Origin of the sequence: Xenorhabdus sp. PB30.3, assembly GCF_963895965.1 — a bacterium.
Lineage (GTDB): Bacteria > Pseudomonadota > Gammaproteobacteria > Enterobacterales > Enterobacteriaceae > Xenorhabdus > Xenorhabdus stockiae.
Window position 1 is genome coordinate 1 of sequence record NZ_CAWQMW010000192.1, and the last position, 15,539, is coordinate 15,539.

Below are 15,539 nucleotides of genomic sequence, written 5' to 3' on the forward strand. Positions count from 1 at the left end.
ACTGCTGGTGCGGGAACGGTTTAACGTGCTGAACCAGATTATCTGGGCGAAACCGTCTGGCCCGTGGCGCAGGCAGCATAAAGAAAGCCTGCGCATGTATTTTCCGGCCACTGAACGTATTATTTTTGCTGAACATTACCAAGGACCATACCATCCGAAAGGCGATGGCTATTTCAAACAATGCCGAGAACTGAAACAGTCGGTGTTTAAACCGCTGGTGGATTATTTTCGGGATGCCCGAAAAGCGTTAGGCATCACAGCAAAAGCCATACACAAAGCCACCGGAAAGCAGATGGCCAGTCACTGGTTCAGCGACAGCCAGTGGCAGTTACCCAGTGAAACGGACTACCAAAAGTTGCAGGGACTGTTTGACCGTATCGCCAAAGAAAAGCATCAGCGCGGTGAACTGAATACGCCTTATCCTGAGCTGGTGGCGTCTCATTTAACCCTGTCGCGTCAGTATGACGAATTACGGCAGGAATACGGTTTAATGCGCCGCTCGTTCACGGTGACGGCAGACGTGCCTTATACCGATGTCTGGCATTTTGCGCCGGTACAGTATTATCCAGGCAAACACCCGTGCGAAAAGCCGGCTGATTTAATGGCCCATATTATCCAGTCCAGCAGCCGGGAAGGGGAACTGGTGGCCGATTTCTTTATGGGTTCCGGGGCGACACTGAAAGCGGCGTTAAAACTCAATCGTCGTGTGTTGGGGGTGGAGCTGGAAGAGGATCGGTTTAAGAAGACGGAGCAGGAAATCAAATTATTTATAAATAAATGAATTGGGTCCAGTGGATTGTAAAAATGACCACACAAGGCTAACCGATATATTCAATCATAAGAATTTATTAATATATTCATCCTGTTTAACAGCAGGTGGAAATTAAATATTAAATTTAACTTCCCATTATTTATAAATATAAGGAAATAGTATGTCTGAATTTATTAAGCCTGAGCATGAATGCCCTTTTGATCCAAAACAATATCACTGTGATTGTTTTATTGCACCGGTGGGTTCTTTTTCTTGGGCTTTGATTCAATTAAAACTACGCAAGCGCGTTACTCGTTCTGTTTGGGTGAATTGCCAAGGGGATAATGAAATGTATCTGGCTATCACTCCACGTGTCAATAATTTAGCCGTGGAAAAAGATAGCGCTTATGCCGTTGATGGCGTTGCTGTTGGGACTAAATATGATTATTTGACGCATATTGATCTGCGCAATGAACACGGTAATTTTGTGCCGTGGCAACCAACGCAGGAAGATATGATGGCGTGTGATTGGGTGCTTGTGGAAGATAAGGCAAAGCCTGAATCTGAGTCAGATGATATGTTAGTTTTCGATCTTAACTCAGCCTTTGACAAAGAATCTAAGTATTATGGATATTTGGGTGAAAATAGAATAAGTGATATGTCTTACAAATCCATGGGGGTTCTAACAATTATCAAAAATAAGACAGATATTAAAAATGCTTTAATATTCCATTCTGCTAAAACTTATATTCATTTTTCTGTGTCTTTTGATAAATCTAACTCTCAAAAAGTGGAAGAGTTATTTAAGAAGAATCTTTATATCAAAGTTAACAACACAACCTATGATCTTGGGGTTGGATCCCTATGGGGTAATGAGAACACAGATACCAATTACGGATTTTTATATACTTTTGATCAAGCCAAAAAGGATGGGAAAAAATTAAGCGAAATATTAATGAAAACAGGTGAAACCAAGCGTTTCTACTGTAACTGGTATTAATTCAAACCGATGCACTTTAAATTCAAGACTATGTTTCATCCAGTGTGGCTTTTTCATTTTTGCCACCACAATCTCTACCAGAATTTCAATATCTCCTATTGAGATTCGTATTTTATAACATGCTGTTGAACGGTTCTGGTTTGTACGGAACAGTCTGCCTGAACTATATCAGGCAACTTTATTCTATTAACTGTAACTTACAGTGGGGGAACTTATTTCCCCCACGGGTATCAATTGCTCTAATGGTGGAATATGCAGATGAAGGAAAATCCTTATATTTGGGTACACATCGGTGACTGGTTTATCTCGATAAAAGAGCAAGGCATTGGGGCAACCCTCGCCGGGATAATGGCCTTTCTCCGAGGTCGTTATAATGGTGTCGGCTGGTTAAAAGTCTCTATCGATGCCTTTATATGTGCCATGTTCGCTTGGTTTATTCGTGATGTATTAAATCTGTTTGGTCTGAGTCCTGATTTAGCCTATATCAGCAGTGTGATGATTGGTTATTTAGGGACGGACTTTATCGGCCAATGGCTGCGTAAGGCGGCAAAGAAAAGAGCAGGAGCTTCTTCTGATGGAAATCAGCGATAAAGGCCTTGAGTGCATCAAGCAGTATGAAGGCCTGAAATTGAAAGCCTACCCTGATCCCGCAACCGGTGGTATTCCGTGGACCATTGGGTATGGCCATATAAAAGGGGTTAAAAAAGGTGATGTGATTACAGAACAGCAGGCTGAAATATTCCTGCATGATGATCTTCAACCTATATACACCACCTTAAGAGGATTGGTTAAAGTTCCTTTGAGTCAAAGCCAGTTCGATGCCTTGTGCTCGTTTATCTTCAATTGTGGCAGCGGGAACTTTTCGGGTTCCACTTTATTGAAGAAACTCAATCAAGGTGATTATTCAGGTGCAGCAGTAGAATTCTCCCGCTGGAATAAAGCGGCAGGCAAGGTTATGCGTGGGCTGGATAATCGTCGGGCATCTGAACGCCAGATGTTTTTATTATGAAGCTCAATTTCACCTCTGGCGTTGTTATTGCATTGATTATTGCTTCAGTTGCAGCCTTCTTATACCGCTCTGGGTATAAGAAACAGATTGGGATTAATAGTGAGCAGATAACGGAAATTCAGCAACTGACTGACACCATTAACTATCAGAACACGCATATTGACATGCTGCATGAATTGGATAGTAAACACACTCAGGAACTCGCCAATGCCAAGACTGAAATTGACACTCTTCGGGCTGATGTTGCCGCTGGCCGTCGCAAGTTGCGCATCCAAGCCAGCTGTCCCGTGCGTGAGGCCACTGCCTCCAGTAGCGTGGGCACTCCAACCTCCGTCGAGCTCACTGGAGAAGCTGGATCAACTGTTCTTGATATCCGAGAAGGCATCATCAGCGACCGTGCAAAATTAAGCTATTTGCAGGAATATATCAGAACGCAGTGTCAGTGAGTTGAGAATAAGTTTAATACATAGACCAGCTACCGAGGATTTGCCGTTTATAAATCTCTATAGATTTAATGCCAGAATATCGAGTCAATACAAATTTCACGCCATTACATGAGGAAAGGTCTTGAGTGAAACCTAATGAGGCTAGTATTTCTCGCGCATTAATGATGGTAACGTGTGGGCGATAACATAATTGTGCAATACTGTCAGTTTCAACAACCAACGTTGTAGGTGTTAAAGGGTTATCTTGCTTTAAAAATCCACAGAGGCATAGATAGTCGAAATATACAGCGAGAAAATTACTCTCATTGCTAAGAGGAAGCACTTTTAGCTTGTTTTTTACAAGCGGGTACCCGATTCTGAATGAGTCGAGTGGATTTATAGGCATAACAACCTCCGCAAAAACATATTTTAGATAACCAATAACACCATTTTCCACCTACAGCAAATTAATAATACTTAATGATTTATTACCACTTGAAATTAAAACTAATGTCTTTACCCATTTCCTGAATAAGTTGTACAGGGATTTCGTATCAGCTTTGACTGCCCTTAGCTGTTAAAAGATAGGGATATATAAATCAAACTGGTTAAATATGCTAAATGAGGAAAGTAGCTGACAGCAATATGCACGCAAAGTAGACTGAAACTCCAATAAGGTTAATCAACAAAGGGAATTTGTTTTATGCTCAGAGGGTTATATGTCCTGTTTTGTTCTGCTTTTTTACCAGTGGTTACTATTGCAACATTAGGAATATTGTGTGCGCTACTCGAGTTGATTGGGGAAGATAAGGCAAAAAATTACTCATTTAAGGATTGGATAGATATCGGCGTGATAGTTGTCATAGCACTCTGTCTTTGTTACTTCTTTTGGTCTCAACTTCCTGAACTCCTCGAGTGGTGGGATGAAATTTATTCAATATAATCAATTGGGTTATGACAACCACCTTCGGGTGGTTTTCTGTTTTATGGAGGCCAGAATATGCCACCCCGCATTCCTCGCGCCTGCCGCAAGTCAGGTTGCCCAAAGACCACTACGGATCGCCGTGGCTACTGTACTGACCATATCCACACGGGCTGGCAATATCATCAACAGGGCAGGAGTCGACACGAACGCGGCTATGGCAGTCAATGGGATAAGCTAAAGACACGGGTCAAACAACGGGATAACTTTCTGTGCCAGCACTGCTTACGGCAAGGGCGAGTAGTTACAGGGACAACCGTTGACCATATCCAACCCAAAGCCCACGGTGGCACCGATGCGTTAAGCAACCTGCAATTGTTATGTGAAGCCTGTCATCGGCAGAAAACCGCGACCGAGCGATTACGAAGAGATTAATTTCTGATTGTAACCATTGCTCATGCCATCGTTATAGGGGGAGGGCGGGTCAAATCGCTGCCCCTCTCGCACCTAAGGACCGCCACCGTGGGTCTTTTTTTATCCCCGCGAAAAATGAAATTTAAATCACGCGTTTTTCACTGTTTTTAAGCACGGGAGGTGTGGTGTATGGCCGGAACGGCGGGCAAGTCAGGTCGTCGCCCCAAGCCGACGGCACGCAAAGCGCTGGCCGGCAATCCGGGCAAACGCAGGCTGAACCGGGATGAACCGACATTTACCCCGTTGACGAGCGTTTCACCGCCGGATTGGTTTGCCGAAGGTGAAATGTCGCTGGCCGGGGTGATGTGGGCGCTGACCAGCAAGGAATTATGCGCACAGGGATTACTGTGTGTCACGGATCTTGTGGTACTGGAACGCTGGTGTGTGGCTTACCAGTTCTGGCGCAATGCTGTGATGAATATCGCCCGGCAGGGCAATACCGTGATCGGTGCAACCGGCGGGCCAATTAAAAACCCGGAGCTGACTGCCAAAAAAGAGCAACAGTCTGAAATGGATACGACGGGTTCGATGTTGGGACTCGATCCGAGCAGCCGTCAGCGTTTGATTGGAGCGGCAGGTCAGGCTAAAACGGACAATCCGTTTATGAGGATGATTGCATCATGAGCCGTAAATCTTACCTGAATGTCAATGCGGCGAATCAGTATGCCCGTGATGTGGTGCGCGGCAAAATTGACGTAAGTCGTTACGTCAGAGAGGCCTGTCAGCGGCATCTGGATAATCTGGATCAGGAAAAGAGTCAGCCGTTCAAGTACCGGTTTGATAAAGCGCTGGCCGAACGTGCCGCGAAATTTATCCAGCTCCTGCCGCACACCAAGGGTGAATGGGCGTTTAAGCGGATGCCGATCACACTGGAGCCGTGGCAGTTATTTATTGTCTGCTCAGCCTTTGGCTGGGTGCATAAAGGCAGCCGGTTACGCCGCTTTCGGGAAGTGTATACCGAAATTCCCCGTAAAAATGGCAAATCCGCCATTTCAGCCGGCGTTGCCCTCTATTGCTTTACCTGTGATGACGAATTCGGCGCGGAGGTTTATTCCGGCGCGACCACGGAGAAACAGGCGTGGGAAGTGTTCCGTCCCGCGAGATTGATGTGCATGCGCACGCCCTTGCTGATGGAGGCATTCGGCATTGAAGTGAATGCTTCCAATATGAATCGTCCGGCAGACGGAGCCCGGTTTGAGCCGCTGATCGGCAATCCCGGGGATGGGCAGTCACCCAGTTGTGCGATTGTGGATGAGTACCACGAGCATGATACCGATGATCTCTACACCACTATGCTCACAGGAATGGGCGCACGGCGACAGCCGCTGATGTGGGCGATCACCACGGCAGGTTATAACATTGAAGGCCCGTGTTATGACAAGCGGCGCGAGGTGATCGAAATGCTGTCCGGCAATGTGCCCAATGAAGAGCTGTTCGGCGTGATCTATACCGTGGATGAGGGGGATGACTGGACCTCACCGGACGTATTACGCAAGGCCAACCCGAATATGGGGGTCTCAGTCTATGCTGATTTTCTGCTGAGCCAGCAACAACGCGCCCTAAATAACCCGCGTTTAGCCAGCGTATTCAAGACCAAGCACCTGAATATCTGGGTGTCTGCGCGGGAGGCTTACTTCAATATGGTGAGCTGGAAACAGTGCGAAGACACCTCACTGACACTGGCGCAGTTCGAGGGGCAGCCCTGTTTTCTGGCCTTTGACCTTGCCCGCAAGCTGGACATGAACAGCATGGCGCGGCTTTTTTCGCGTGAGATTGACGGCAAGCAGCATTTCTACAGTATTGCGCCACGGTTCTGGGTGCCGTACGACACGGTCTACCGTGTGGAGCAGAACGAAAATAGGCGCAGTGCTGAGCGTTTTCAGAAATGGGTGGAAATGGATCTGCTGACCGTGACGGAAGGTGCCGAAGTGGATTACCGCTACATTCTTGAAGAAGCCAAACTCGCTTGTCACCGGAATCCGGTTAATGAAGCACCGATTGATCCCTTCGGGGCCACCGGCTTATCTCATGCACTGGCAGACGAGGGCATTAACCCCATCATCATTAGCCAGAATTTCACGCATATGAGCGATCCGATGAAAGCGCTGGAAGCCGCTATTCAGTCCGGGCGTTTCCATCATGACGGTCACCCGATTATGTCGTGGTGTATCGGCAATGTGGTCGGGAAAACGATGGGCGGCAACGATGATATTGTGCGCCCGATTAAAGAGCAGAAAGACAGCAAAATTGATGGCGCAGTGGCGCTGATGATGGCGATGGGGCGGGCGATTTTGCACGCAGCCCCCAGTCTCTCCGATCATTTGATCTCCCACGGTGTTCGCTCACTCTGAGATTTTTCCATGAAATTATTAATGATGGCTGCCCCGCTGGTTGGGTTGGCCGGTGGCGCTCTGCTGTCTTACGGCGCATGGCGGCTGTTGCCAGCAACGGGTTTTATAGTCGCAGGCAGCCTGTGCCTCGGCTGGTCGTATGGGGTCTCACGTATGTTGAGCCAGAAACCCGATAAGGAGACCTGATGTTTTTCCCCGGCTTATTTCGCAAATCCGCCGATGCTATGACCGCCCGTGATTTAAGTGAATTGATTGGCCTGTCCTATGATACCTACAGCGGACGGCGGGTCAGTCCACAGTTAGCGATGCAACTCACCGCTGTGTTCAGTTGTGTGCGGGTGCTGGCGGAATCGGTCGGCATGTTGCCCTGTTCGCTGTATGAGCAATTAGAACGCGGCAACCGACGTGCTGTTAAAGAACGGCTGCATCAACTGTTGTCGGTCAAACCCAATCACTATATGACACCGCAGGAGTTCTGGGAGTTGCTCATTGCCTGCCTGTGCCTGCGCGGTAACTTCTATGCCTACAAAGTGAAGGCGCTCGGGGAAGTGGTGGAGTTACTGCCCCTCGATCCGGGCAGTGTCACGGCAAAACTCAACAAAGATTGGCAGCCGGGCTATCAGGTGACTTTCCCGAGCGGTGAAAACCGGACGCTGACACAGGATGAACTCTGGCATGTGCGCATTTTTACACTGGATGGTCTGACCGGGTTAAGCCCGATTACTTACGCCCGGCAAGCGATAGGGCTGGGGCTGGCCACCGAAGAGCACGGTTCTCGATTGTTTGGCAACGGGGCCGTGACCAGCGGTGTCCTGCAAACGGATCAAGCCTTGAAAGAGGAAGCCTATCAGCGTCTGAAAATGGATTTTGAAGCCCGTCATCAGGGGCTGGTCAACGCCCATAAGCCGATGATCCTGGAGATGGGGCTGAAATGGCATCAAATCAGTTTATCGGCAGAAGATGCGCAATTTCTGGAAACCCGTAAATTTCAGCTGGAGGAAATCTGCCGCATCTTCCGGGTGCCGTTGCATATGGTGCAGAACACTGACCGCGCCACCTTTAACAACATTGAAAATCTGGGGATCGGGTTTATTAATTACTCGCTGGTGCCCTACCTCACCCGCATTGAACAACGTATCAATGCCGGACTGGTCAGAAACAACAAGCAGGGACGGTTTTACGCCAAGTTTAATACCGGCGCTTTATTGCGCGGGGATATGAAATCCCGCTTTGAAGCCTATGCCACCGGCATTAACTGGGGGATTTATGCACCGAACGAATGCCGGGCGCTGGAAGAACTGAATCCCCGTGAGGGCGGTGATATTTATCTCACGCCGATGAACATGACCACGCAACCTGAACCAGCGCCGAAAAAAGAGGAAGAAACCCATGCCGATGATCACCCAACAACGACTTGATATGCCGCTGAAAATCAAATCGGTCAGCGATGCCGGCGAGTTTGAGGGTTATGGCTCCGTGTTCGGTCTCAAAGACAGTGCTGACGATATTGTCTTACCCGGTGCGTTTGCCAATACGCTGAAGCAATGGGGTGAAAAAGGCAGTCTGCCTGCGTTGCTCTGGCAGCACCGAATGGATGAACCCATTGGTATTTATACTGACATGAAAGAAGACGAGACCGGGCTGTATCTCAAAGGGCGGTTGTTGATCGAAGCTGATCCGCTGGCAAAACGGGCTCATGCCCATATGAAAGCTGGATCACTTTCTGGTTTGTCGATCGGTTACACCCTGAAAGACGGAGAGTATGACCGAACAAAGCAGGCTTTTTTATTGAAAGATCTCGATTTATGGGAAGTGAGTCTGGTGACTTTTCCCGCTAACGAGGATGCGCGGGTGAGCAATGTGAAATCGGCCTTGGCCCGGGGTGATATCCCCAATCCCAGTTGTATTGAACGGGTTCTGCGCGATGTTGGACTCTCCCGCGCTCAGGCTAAGGCCTTTATGGTGGAGGGCTACGGCGCGTTGTCTTTATCTGATGCTGAGACTACCTCGGCATTAACGGCCCTGAAATCATTACATTTTAACTAACCGGAGTGTTTGATGACGATTGAAGTCAAAGAGGTACAACAGGTTGCGCAGGAAATTCAGCAGCGTTTCGATGAATTCAGGCAGAAGAACGATCAGCGTATTGAGGCCATCGAAGCCCAGAAAGGGAAGTTGTCCGAGCAGGTGGATACGCTGAATGGCAAACTGTCTGAGCTGGATACCCTGAAAACCGCGCTGGAAGAGGAGCTGGCGGGGCTGAAACGTCCGGCAGGCGGCAGCAATACGCCTGCAGTGAGTGAGCACAAAGCGGCATTTGCTCAGTTTCTCCGCAAGGGCAAGGAAGAGGGGCTGGCAGCGCTGGAACAAAAAGCGATGCAAACCACGGTCGATCCTGAAGGTGGCTATGCCGTGCCGGAAGAGCTGGATCGCAATATCATCAATGCCCTGAAAGACGAAGTGGTGATGCGTGCTGAGTGTCACGTGGTGTCCGTAGGCAGCCCGAACTTTAAGCGGTTGGTGAATCAGGGCGGTGCTAACAGTGGCTGGGTGGGCGAAACCGATGAACGCCCGGAAACGCAAACACCGAAGCTGATGCCCATCGAGCCGACATGGGGCGAAATTTACGGCAACCCTGCCGCGACCCAGACCATGCTGGATGATGCCTTTTTCGATGTGGACGCCTTTATTTCTTCTGAACTCACACAAGAGTTTGCTGAGCAGGAGGAGCGTGCGTTTACCCACGGTGACGGCAAAAATAAACCGAAAGGCTTATTAGCTTACGGCAGTGATGCGCAGGAAGACAAAGCTCGCAAATGGGGCACGTTGCAGCATCGGTTGCTGAAAAAGCCGACCGAGATCACCGCCGACGACATACTGCAGCTGATCTACACGCTACGTAAACCGTATCGCACCGGCGCAAAGTTCATGATGAACAACAACCTGCTGTTTCAGGTGCGCACCCTGAAAGACAGTCAGGGCAACTACCTGTGGCAGCCGGGTCTGCAACTGGGGCAACCTTCCGCCTTGCTCGGTTACGGTATTGCCGAGAATGAGCAGTTCGCCGATTTGGGGGCAGGTGCCGTGCCAATGGCGTTCGGGAACTTCAAACGCTGCTATACCATTTTGGATCGTCTTGGGGTACGTATGTTGCGCGATCCCTACACGCACAAGCCGTTTATTCACTTTTATACCACCAAACGGGTGGGTGCTCTGTTGGTGGACAGCAACGCGGTGAAATTGCTGAAAGTGGCAGAAGGTAAGGCGTAATTATCAGGAGTTCATATGCCATTCCCCACGCTTGATCTGCTTCGGCAACAGTGTCGACTCGACAGTGATAACCCCGCCGACGATGATTTACTAAACACCTATTCCCGTGCCGCCATCAAACGGGCAGAAAGCTACCTGAACCGTCGCCTGTATGAGAGCGCGGTACCGGAGGATGATCCCGATGGCTTGCTCGTGACCGATGATGTGGCACTGGCGATTATGTTAACCGTGGGATTCTGGTATGACAGCCGTGATGGCCAGTCATTGCCGCTGGGCTTTCAGGCCTTGCTGGAACCCTATCGTTTTATTCCGTTATAGGAGAATCACGATGAAAGCAGGAGCACTGCGTCATCGCATCCGGTTACTTCGTCCGGTTATCCATCGGGACGAACTGGGTGCAGAAACGTTTAGTCATCATGCTGTTGCCACCGTCTGGGCAAAAGCCGAGGCCGTGTCCAACCGAAAGATCCGCACAGCCAAGCAGCAACAGGTGATTGAGGTCCAGCAATTTACCGTCAGACCCCGGCGTGATATCCAGCCGGGCTGGCTGATTGAACATCAGGATCGGCGGTTCACGGTACGCACCGTTGACCGTAATCGTGCCGATTGCACGATCCTTACCACAGAGGCCGATGTCCGTCATGATTGAACCTGCACTGAAAGCCGATTTAGAACGAATAACGGGCCTGCCGGTTTATCCGCTGATCTTGCCCTCGACAGTATTAGAGGGCGTAACCTACCAGCGCATCAGCGATCCCCGATTCACTCTCGGGCTGGTAGCCTCGCCGTTAATCGAAGCACGCTTCCAAATCAGCATTATGGTGCTGAACGATTACACCCAGGCCCTGCGGCTGGAAGCGAAAATCCGTTCTGCATGGGAATCCGTGCAGCATGGCCGACTCGGTGGTTATCCGGTGCAAACCGTTTCACGCGGACTCTTACATCAGGAAGCGGAAGAGCTGACTGAAAATCGTAAGCGTTACCGTATCACACGGGACTTTATCATCACTTACACGGAGAAGCTGGCATGATCACTGCACAAACGACGGGATGGGCAGCACTGGGACGTCAATTGCAGGCACTGGATACGGCTCTACAGACCGACATCATGCGAAAAGCCGGTAAAAAAGCGATGCAGATTGTACAGGAAGATATGCAGGCCCATGCCGGTTATAACAAGAAAAGCCATGCCGCGCATCTGCGGGACAATATCCTTATTCGTACAACAAAATCTAAGAAGTATCCGGGTGGCGTGATGGTCACGGTTGGCCCGGCAAAAGCTCACCGGATGAAAGCCTTAGCACAGGAAATGGGCACGATCAAACAGGTTCCGAGTCCCTTTATCCGTCCGGCGCTGGATTACAACAAAACCGCTGTCATTAAGGTGCTGGCGCGAGAAATCCGTAATGCACTGGACGGTTATAACTCATAAGACTGGAGTAAAACATCATGGCAACCTCCCCTGAATACGCGGTATTACCGGTCGGTACTTTGGTGAAGTTCGGCAAACCCGGCGATAGCGTGGCACAGATGAAACCCCTCATTAACTGTAAGGCACTGGGCGCAACCGGGCTGACCGGCAGTTTTGTCGACTGCACCACCCTGATGGATACCAATAAGCAGTTTATCTCCGATATGCCGGAAGGCCCGGAAAAATCCCTCGGCTTTATCGATGATCCGGCGAACGAGGATTTTGTCTCTTTCCTGAACGCGGCTGAAAAACGCGAAACCGTGCAGTTTTACATCATCCTGCCGAATAAACGGACTGCCACAATGGTGCTGGCGCTTTCCGGCTGGGAAATGAATGACATTAACGCGCCGGCGAGTGAAGTGATCCAGATCACCGTCAAAGGCAAACAAAACAACCTTATCTGGGGTATCGCAGACAGCAAAACAGGAGTTAACCCATGAAAGCACTGAAAGCGGCTTTACTCACTCCGCGTCCGCAGATTAAAGCGGTGGAATTGTTCGGTACGCAAATCAATCTGCGTCGGATGACGGCACTGGAACTGCTGGAGCTGGAAGAAAAAGCGGAAAAGCTGAGTAAAGCGGGAGACGGGCGCGAAGCCTCCCGCCTGAATATCCAGATGGTGCTGGATTGTTTGGTGGATGATAAGGGCAAACCCATTCCCTCCGATGATCTGCCCACGGCAGAGGAATTGATGATCGTCCATGATAACGCCATCCTGATTGAAGCCATCCAGACCGTGAAGCGTCACTCCATCGGTACACTGGAGGAGGCCGAAAAAAACTAACCCGTTCGCCGTGGCTGTACTTCGCTTTTACACTGGCGGAGCAACTCGGCGAAATCGATCCCTATCGTATCCTGTCCTTGCCGGCGTCCACGCTCAACGAATGGCAGGCGTACTACCGACTGAAACACTGCCAACCGGCAGACAGTTCGCCCGCTGTGGTCCGGGCACAGTGTGAGGCTGTCATGAAATTATTGGGTTAAGTTATGGCTAATTTATCGACATTGACGGTGGGCTTGCTGGTCAATGCTACCGCGTTTAAATCCCGGATTATGGAGGCTTATCGCTATGCCGGGCGGGAGTCTGAGCGCTTTACGGATCAGGCGGGTTCGGATGCTCACAAACTGAAAAAAACCTACCATTCACTGGCATCGCATATCAAATCGGTGTCCGGGCAACTGGCGTTACTGGCCGGCACCGGTTTTTCACTGAACACGATGATTTTCCATACCCGTCAATACGGGCAGGCATTGTCTGACTTGTCCGCCATTACCGGTGCAACGGGTGAACAGTTAAAAAAACTGGATGAAAACGCCCAACGGCTGGGGCGTACCACCGAGTTCGGGGCGACCGGCATTGCGCAGGCCCTGAAACTCATGGCCTCAGCCAAACCGGAGCTGCTCAAGAACACTGAGCAACTCACCCAAGCCACTGAGAAGGCAGTCATACTGGCACAGGCGTCCGGGATTGATCTACCGGATGCCACTCGTGCACTGGCTTTATCTCTGAATCAGTTCGGTGCCAGTGCCGCCCAGACTGACCGTTTTATTAACGTACTGGCAGCCGGGGCGAAATACGGTGCTTCCGAAATTAACGAAACCGCGCAGGCCATTAAACAGGGTGGCACCCTAGCCGCTCAGGCCGGGATCAGCGTTGAAGAACTCGGGGCGGCTATTCAGATACTGGCAGAGCGGGGTATCAAAGGCGGCGAGGCAGGTATTGCCCTGCGTAATGTGATACTGGCGCTGGAGCGTTCGACAGACAAAAATCTGAAACCGTCGGTAGTGGGTTTATCGTCGGCATTAGAATCCCTGATGGGCAAAAACCTGTCGACGGCGCAGGCGGTTAAATTATTTGGCCGGGCCAATGTCAGCGCAGCGTCCAACTTAGTCACTGGGCGGGAAAAACTGGACGCATTGACCCAAGCTCTGACCGGAACACAGGTCGCCTATGAACAGGCCAGTGCACGCGCGAATAACCTGAGTGCTGATCTGGAGGTGCTGACGAGTGCCTTTGAAGGTATGGCGTTGAAAATCGGGCAGAGTGCCGATGGCCCATTGCGTACCGGAGTACAGGGGGCAACCCACGCAATTAATGCGCTGTCCGAGAATGTTAATCTGGTGGCTAGCGTAGCATTGCATACGCTAATCCCCGTGATAGCAACAAAGCTGACCGCGGGATTACGTGAAAATATGACGGCATGGCGGGCCACCGAAAAAGCGGCTCGTGATATGGCCAAACAGCAGGCAGAAACGGCAAAACGTACTCTTGAACAGGCCAATGCCACGCTACGTTCAACGGAAGTGCAGGGCAGGCACATTCAGTATCTGGAAAGAACCAACCGCTTGCATGGACTCTCTGTCAATTATGCGAAAGAAAAAAGCACCCTGATCCGACAGGAAACGGAAGCCCTCAAATTACAAACACAGGCCACCGGACAACTTGAAGCGGCTAACCGCCGGCTGTCTTATGCCTATCGGGCATTATCTGTCGCGGGGGGCGCTGCCCGTGGCGCACTTGCCCTGATGGGTGGACCATTTGGTGCAGCGATGCTGGCAGGTTCTGCTTTGTACGGGTTATATAACGCTAGCGTCCAAGCCAGAGAGGGATTGCGACACTTAAAGGAGGGAACCGTTGAAACGGTAGCTGAACTGCAACGGCTTTCCAGCATTAAGGTGGCGGTCGAGCTGGATAAGACTGACGATGATCTTAACAATCTGAAAGCAGAACTCAGGCAGATTGATAGCCAACTGGAACGGTATTCCCAAACCCGAATCAAGCACTTACAAAACCGTCAAAAAGGGTTCTTAAGTTTTCTTTATGAAGACCCTAAAGCAGTTGAAAAGCAAGGCCGGGTATTACTCAGTCGGCGAGAAGATATCCTCAAAGGGATAGAAAAGAAAACCACCAGAAAGAAAAACCTGCAGGCCACATCGGTAGCGGGGATGTTTGACCAGCCACCGCCAAAACCCGAAGGGAACGGTACGGGTAATCCATGGACAGGTCAGGATCTCATCAACGCAGAGCAACAAGGTAAACAATCCCTTCACCGTTATCAGCAGTTACGTAAGGACATTGAGCAGACCCATGCCACCAGCTTGGATCGCATCCGATTCAGCGAGAAAGCAATGCGGGATAAAATCCATGAAGTTGGCAAATCGGGTGTGGCTTCGAACAGTGAGCTGCAACGCTTAACCCTCCTCAATGCCGAAAATCACCAAAAACAGCGGCGGGAACTGGCGGAAAAATATGCGCCGGCAGCCGCATTGATCCGGCAGGAAAAAGACGCCAGTTTAGAGCTTAAGGCCCTGTACCAAGAACGATTGTTGACCGAACAGGAGTACCTGTCCGCCAGTAAAACACTGTATCAAACGTCGGTGAAAGACAAATTAGCGGAACAGGCAAAGCAAATTGCCGCCCCACATTTGGATATGACGGGTGAGGTCGATCCCGTTGTGCAACTGCAAAATCAGCTGACTGAGCAACAAGCGCTCTATGACAGTTATTACCGCAATGGCCTTATCAGCAAGGAACGTCATGAACAGTTAATGACCGCTGCGGCTCATCATTCCAAAGAGGCGCAATTGGCTGCCGCTAAAGATTTATACGCCTCGCAGGGGGATTTCCAGAAAATGCAGATGGATCTGCTGGATGTGGTCGAGCAACGTACGGGGAGTGCGTTAACCGGCATGTTGACGGGCACAAAATCCTTTTCAGAATCCATGCGGGAGCTGTCGGCCTCACTGGCGCAATCCATTATTCAGGATCTGATCCGTATTGCAATGCAGGCATTGATCACCAAAGCCCTCTCCGGTTTCTTTGGGGGGGGGTTGGTTAGCATGGGGGCCAGCGCATTGTCTTCGGC

The 15,539-nt window shown here is 50.2% G+C and carries 19 protein-coding genes; 18 read left to right on the top strand and 1 reads right to left on the bottom strand.

Translation table 11 applies throughout. The features are described 5' to 3' along the window. The 17 genes from AACX38_RS20285 to AACX38_RS20370 all read left to right on the top strand — a co-directional run. The coding region (locus tag AACX38_RS20285) for a site-specific DNA-methyltransferase (protein WP_228865387.1) at positions 1-781 on the top strand (781 nt) is incomplete at its 5' end. 151 nt (positions 782-932) lie between these two features. Continuing rightward, positions 933-1,751: a DUF2829 domain-containing protein gene (locus tag AACX38_RS20290; protein ID WP_228865389.1), complete on the top strand. Its 819-nt coding sequence runs from the start codon at positions 933-935 to the stop codon at positions 1,749-1,751. A 258-nt stretch (positions 1,752-2,009) separates the two neighbouring features. Continuing rightward, positions 2,010-2,342, top strand: coding sequence for a phage holin, lambda family (locus tag AACX38_RS20295; protein WP_228865390.1), 333 nt, complete (start codon positions 2,010-2,012; stop codon positions 2,340-2,342). Beyond that, the gene (locus tag AACX38_RS20300; protein ID WP_228865391.1) at positions 2,326-2,760 is read left to right on the top strand and encodes a lysozyme; all 435 of its coding nucleotides are present in this window, start codon (positions 2,326-2,328) and stop codon (positions 2,758-2,760) included. Before AACX38_RS20295 ends, AACX38_RS20300 begins: the two co-directional genes overlap by 17 nt. After that, a complete protein-coding gene (locus AACX38_RS20305) occupies positions 2,757-3,206 on the top strand; it encodes a lysis protein (protein ID WP_228865393.1) in 450 nt (149 codons plus the stop codon). The genes AACX38_RS20300 and AACX38_RS20305 overlap by 4 nt, the downstream gene beginning before the upstream one ends. 979 nt (positions 3,207-4,185) lie before the next feature. Next, positions 4,186-4,542, top strand: a complete 357-nt coding sequence (locus AACX38_RS20310) for an HNH endonuclease (RefSeq protein ID WP_228865394.1) — start codon at positions 4,186-4,188, stop codon at positions 4,540-4,542. 168 nt (positions 4,543-4,710) lie between these two features. After that, positions 4,711-5,205, top strand: a complete 495-nt coding sequence (locus AACX38_RS20315) for a phage terminase small subunit P27 family (RefSeq protein WP_228865396.1) — start codon at positions 4,711-4,713, stop codon at positions 5,203-5,205. Beyond that, a complete protein-coding gene (locus tag AACX38_RS20320) occupies positions 5,202-6,932 on the top strand; it encodes a terminase large subunit (protein WP_228865398.1) in 1,731 nt (576 codons plus the stop codon). Before AACX38_RS20315 ends, AACX38_RS20320 begins: the two co-directional genes overlap by 4 nt. A gap of 185 nt (positions 6,933-7,117) precedes the next feature. Continuing rightward, complete coding sequence (locus AACX38_RS20330; RefSeq protein WP_228865402.1) at positions 7,118-8,350, top strand: phage portal protein; 1,233 nt, start codon at positions 7,118-7,120, stop codon at positions 8,348-8,350. Then, the gene (locus AACX38_RS20335; RefSeq protein WP_228865415.1) at positions 8,328-8,978 is read left to right on the top strand and encodes an HK97 family phage prohead protease; all 651 of its coding nucleotides are present in this window, start codon (positions 8,328-8,330) and stop codon (positions 8,976-8,978) included. Before AACX38_RS20330 ends, AACX38_RS20335 begins: the two co-directional genes overlap by 23 nt. Before the next feature lie 12 nt (positions 8,979-8,990). Continuing rightward, on the top strand, positions 8,991-10,202 hold the full coding sequence (locus AACX38_RS20340) for a phage major capsid protein (protein ID WP_228865403.1): 1,212 nt from the start codon (positions 8,991-8,993) through the stop codon (positions 10,200-10,202). A 15-nt stretch (positions 10,203-10,217) separates the two neighbouring features. After that, positions 10,218-10,520, top strand: a complete 303-nt coding sequence (locus AACX38_RS20345; protein WP_228865404.1) for a head-tail connector protein — start codon at positions 10,218-10,220, stop codon at positions 10,518-10,520. 10 nt (positions 10,521-10,530) lie between these two features. Further along, a complete protein-coding gene (locus tag AACX38_RS20350) occupies positions 10,531-10,851 on the top strand; it encodes a phage head closure protein (RefSeq protein WP_228865406.1) in 321 nt (106 codons plus the stop codon). Continuing rightward, positions 10,835-11,233 (top strand): hypothetical protein, encoded by a 399-nt coding sequence (locus AACX38_RS20355; RefSeq protein WP_370630644.1) that lies wholly within the window; start codon positions 10,835-10,837, stop codon positions 11,231-11,233. Before AACX38_RS20350 ends, AACX38_RS20355 begins: the two co-directional genes overlap by 17 nt. Next, a complete protein-coding gene (locus AACX38_RS20360; RefSeq protein WP_228865409.1) occupies positions 11,230-11,634 on the top strand; it encodes an HK97-gp10 family putative phage morphogenesis protein in 405 nt (134 codons plus the stop codon). The genes AACX38_RS20355 and AACX38_RS20360 overlap by 4 nt, the downstream gene beginning before the upstream one ends. Before the next feature lie 17 nt (positions 11,635-11,651). After that, entirely contained in the window at positions 11,652-12,113 is a 462-nt protein-coding gene (locus tag AACX38_RS20365) for a phage tail protein (RefSeq protein ID WP_228865410.1), read from the top strand. Beyond that, the gene (locus AACX38_RS20370) at positions 12,110-12,457 is read left to right on the top strand and encodes a phage tail protein (RefSeq protein ID WP_228865412.1); all 348 of its coding nucleotides are present in this window, start codon (positions 12,110-12,112) and stop codon (positions 12,455-12,457) included. Before AACX38_RS20365 ends, AACX38_RS20370 begins: the two co-directional genes overlap by 4 nt. Here the strand turns inward: AACX38_RS20370 and AACX38_RS20375 are convergent. Further along, positions 12,454-12,585 (bottom strand): hypothetical protein, encoded by a 132-nt coding sequence (locus AACX38_RS20375; RefSeq protein WP_255712230.1) that lies wholly within the window; start codon positions 12,583-12,585, stop codon positions 12,454-12,456. The genes AACX38_RS20370 and AACX38_RS20375 overlap by 4 nt on opposite strands. A 75-nt stretch (positions 12,586-12,660) precedes the next feature. Between AACX38_RS20375 and AACX38_RS20380 the strand changes: the two genes are divergently transcribed. Continuing rightward, on the top strand, positions 12,661-15,539 hold a 2,879-nt coding region (locus tag AACX38_RS20380; protein WP_228865414.1), incomplete at its 3' end, for a phage tail tape measure protein.

Bases quoted from the DNA above. Each gene is read 5' to 3' on its own strand.
- AACX38_RS20295 (WP_228865390.1), top strand. From the start codon at position 2,010: ATGAAGGAAAATCCTTATATTTGGGTACACATCGGTGACTGGTTTATC.
- AACX38_RS20340 (WP_228865403.1), top strand. From the start codon at position 8,991: ATGACGATTGAAGTCAAAGAGGTACAACAGGTTGCGCAGGAAATTCAG.
- AACX38_RS20330 (WP_228865402.1), top strand. From the start codon at position 7,118: ATGTTTTTCCCCGGCTTATTTCGCAAATCCGCCGATGCTATGACCGCC.
- AACX38_RS20365 (WP_228865410.1), top strand. From the start codon at position 11,652: ATGGCAACCTCCCCTGAATACGCGGTATTACCGGTCGGTACTTTGGTG.
- AACX38_RS20320 (WP_228865398.1), top strand. From the start codon at position 5,202: ATGAGCCGTAAATCTTACCTGAATGTCAATGCGGCGAATCAGTATGCC.
- AACX38_RS20315 (WP_228865396.1), top strand. From the start codon at position 4,711: ATGGCCGGAACGGCGGGCAAGTCAGGTCGTCGCCCCAAGCCGACGGCA.
- AACX38_RS20290 (WP_228865389.1), top strand. From the start codon at position 933: ATGTCTGAATTTATTAAGCCTGAGCATGAATGCCCTTTTGATCCAAAA.
- AACX38_RS20305 (WP_228865393.1), top strand. From the start codon at position 2,757: ATGAAGCTCAATTTCACCTCTGGCGTTGTTATTGCATTGATTATTGCT.
- AACX38_RS20355 (WP_370630644.1), top strand. From the start codon at position 10,835: ATGTCCGTCATGATTGAACCTGCACTGAAAGCCGATTTAGAACGAATA.
- AACX38_RS20335 (WP_228865415.1), top strand. From the start codon at position 8,328: ATGATCACCCAACAACGACTTGATATGCCGCTGAAAATCAAATCGGTC.
- AACX38_RS20310 (WP_228865394.1), top strand. From the start codon at position 4,186: ATGCCACCCCGCATTCCTCGCGCCTGCCGCAAGTCAGGTTGCCCAAAG.
- AACX38_RS20360 (WP_228865409.1), top strand. From the start codon at position 11,230: ATGATCACTGCACAAACGACGGGATGGGCAGCACTGGGACGTCAATTG.
- AACX38_RS20300 (WP_228865391.1), top strand. From the start codon at position 2,326: ATGGAAATCAGCGATAAAGGCCTTGAGTGCATCAAGCAGTATGAAGGC.
- AACX38_RS20370 (WP_228865412.1), top strand. From the start codon at position 12,110: ATGAAAGCACTGAAAGCGGCTTTACTCACTCCGCGTCCGCAGATTAAA.
- AACX38_RS20345 (WP_228865404.1), top strand. From the start codon at position 10,218: ATGCCATTCCCCACGCTTGATCTGCTTCGGCAACAGTGTCGACTCGAC.
- AACX38_RS20350 (WP_228865406.1), top strand. From the start codon at position 10,531: ATGAAAGCAGGAGCACTGCGTCATCGCATCCGGTTACTTCGTCCGGTT.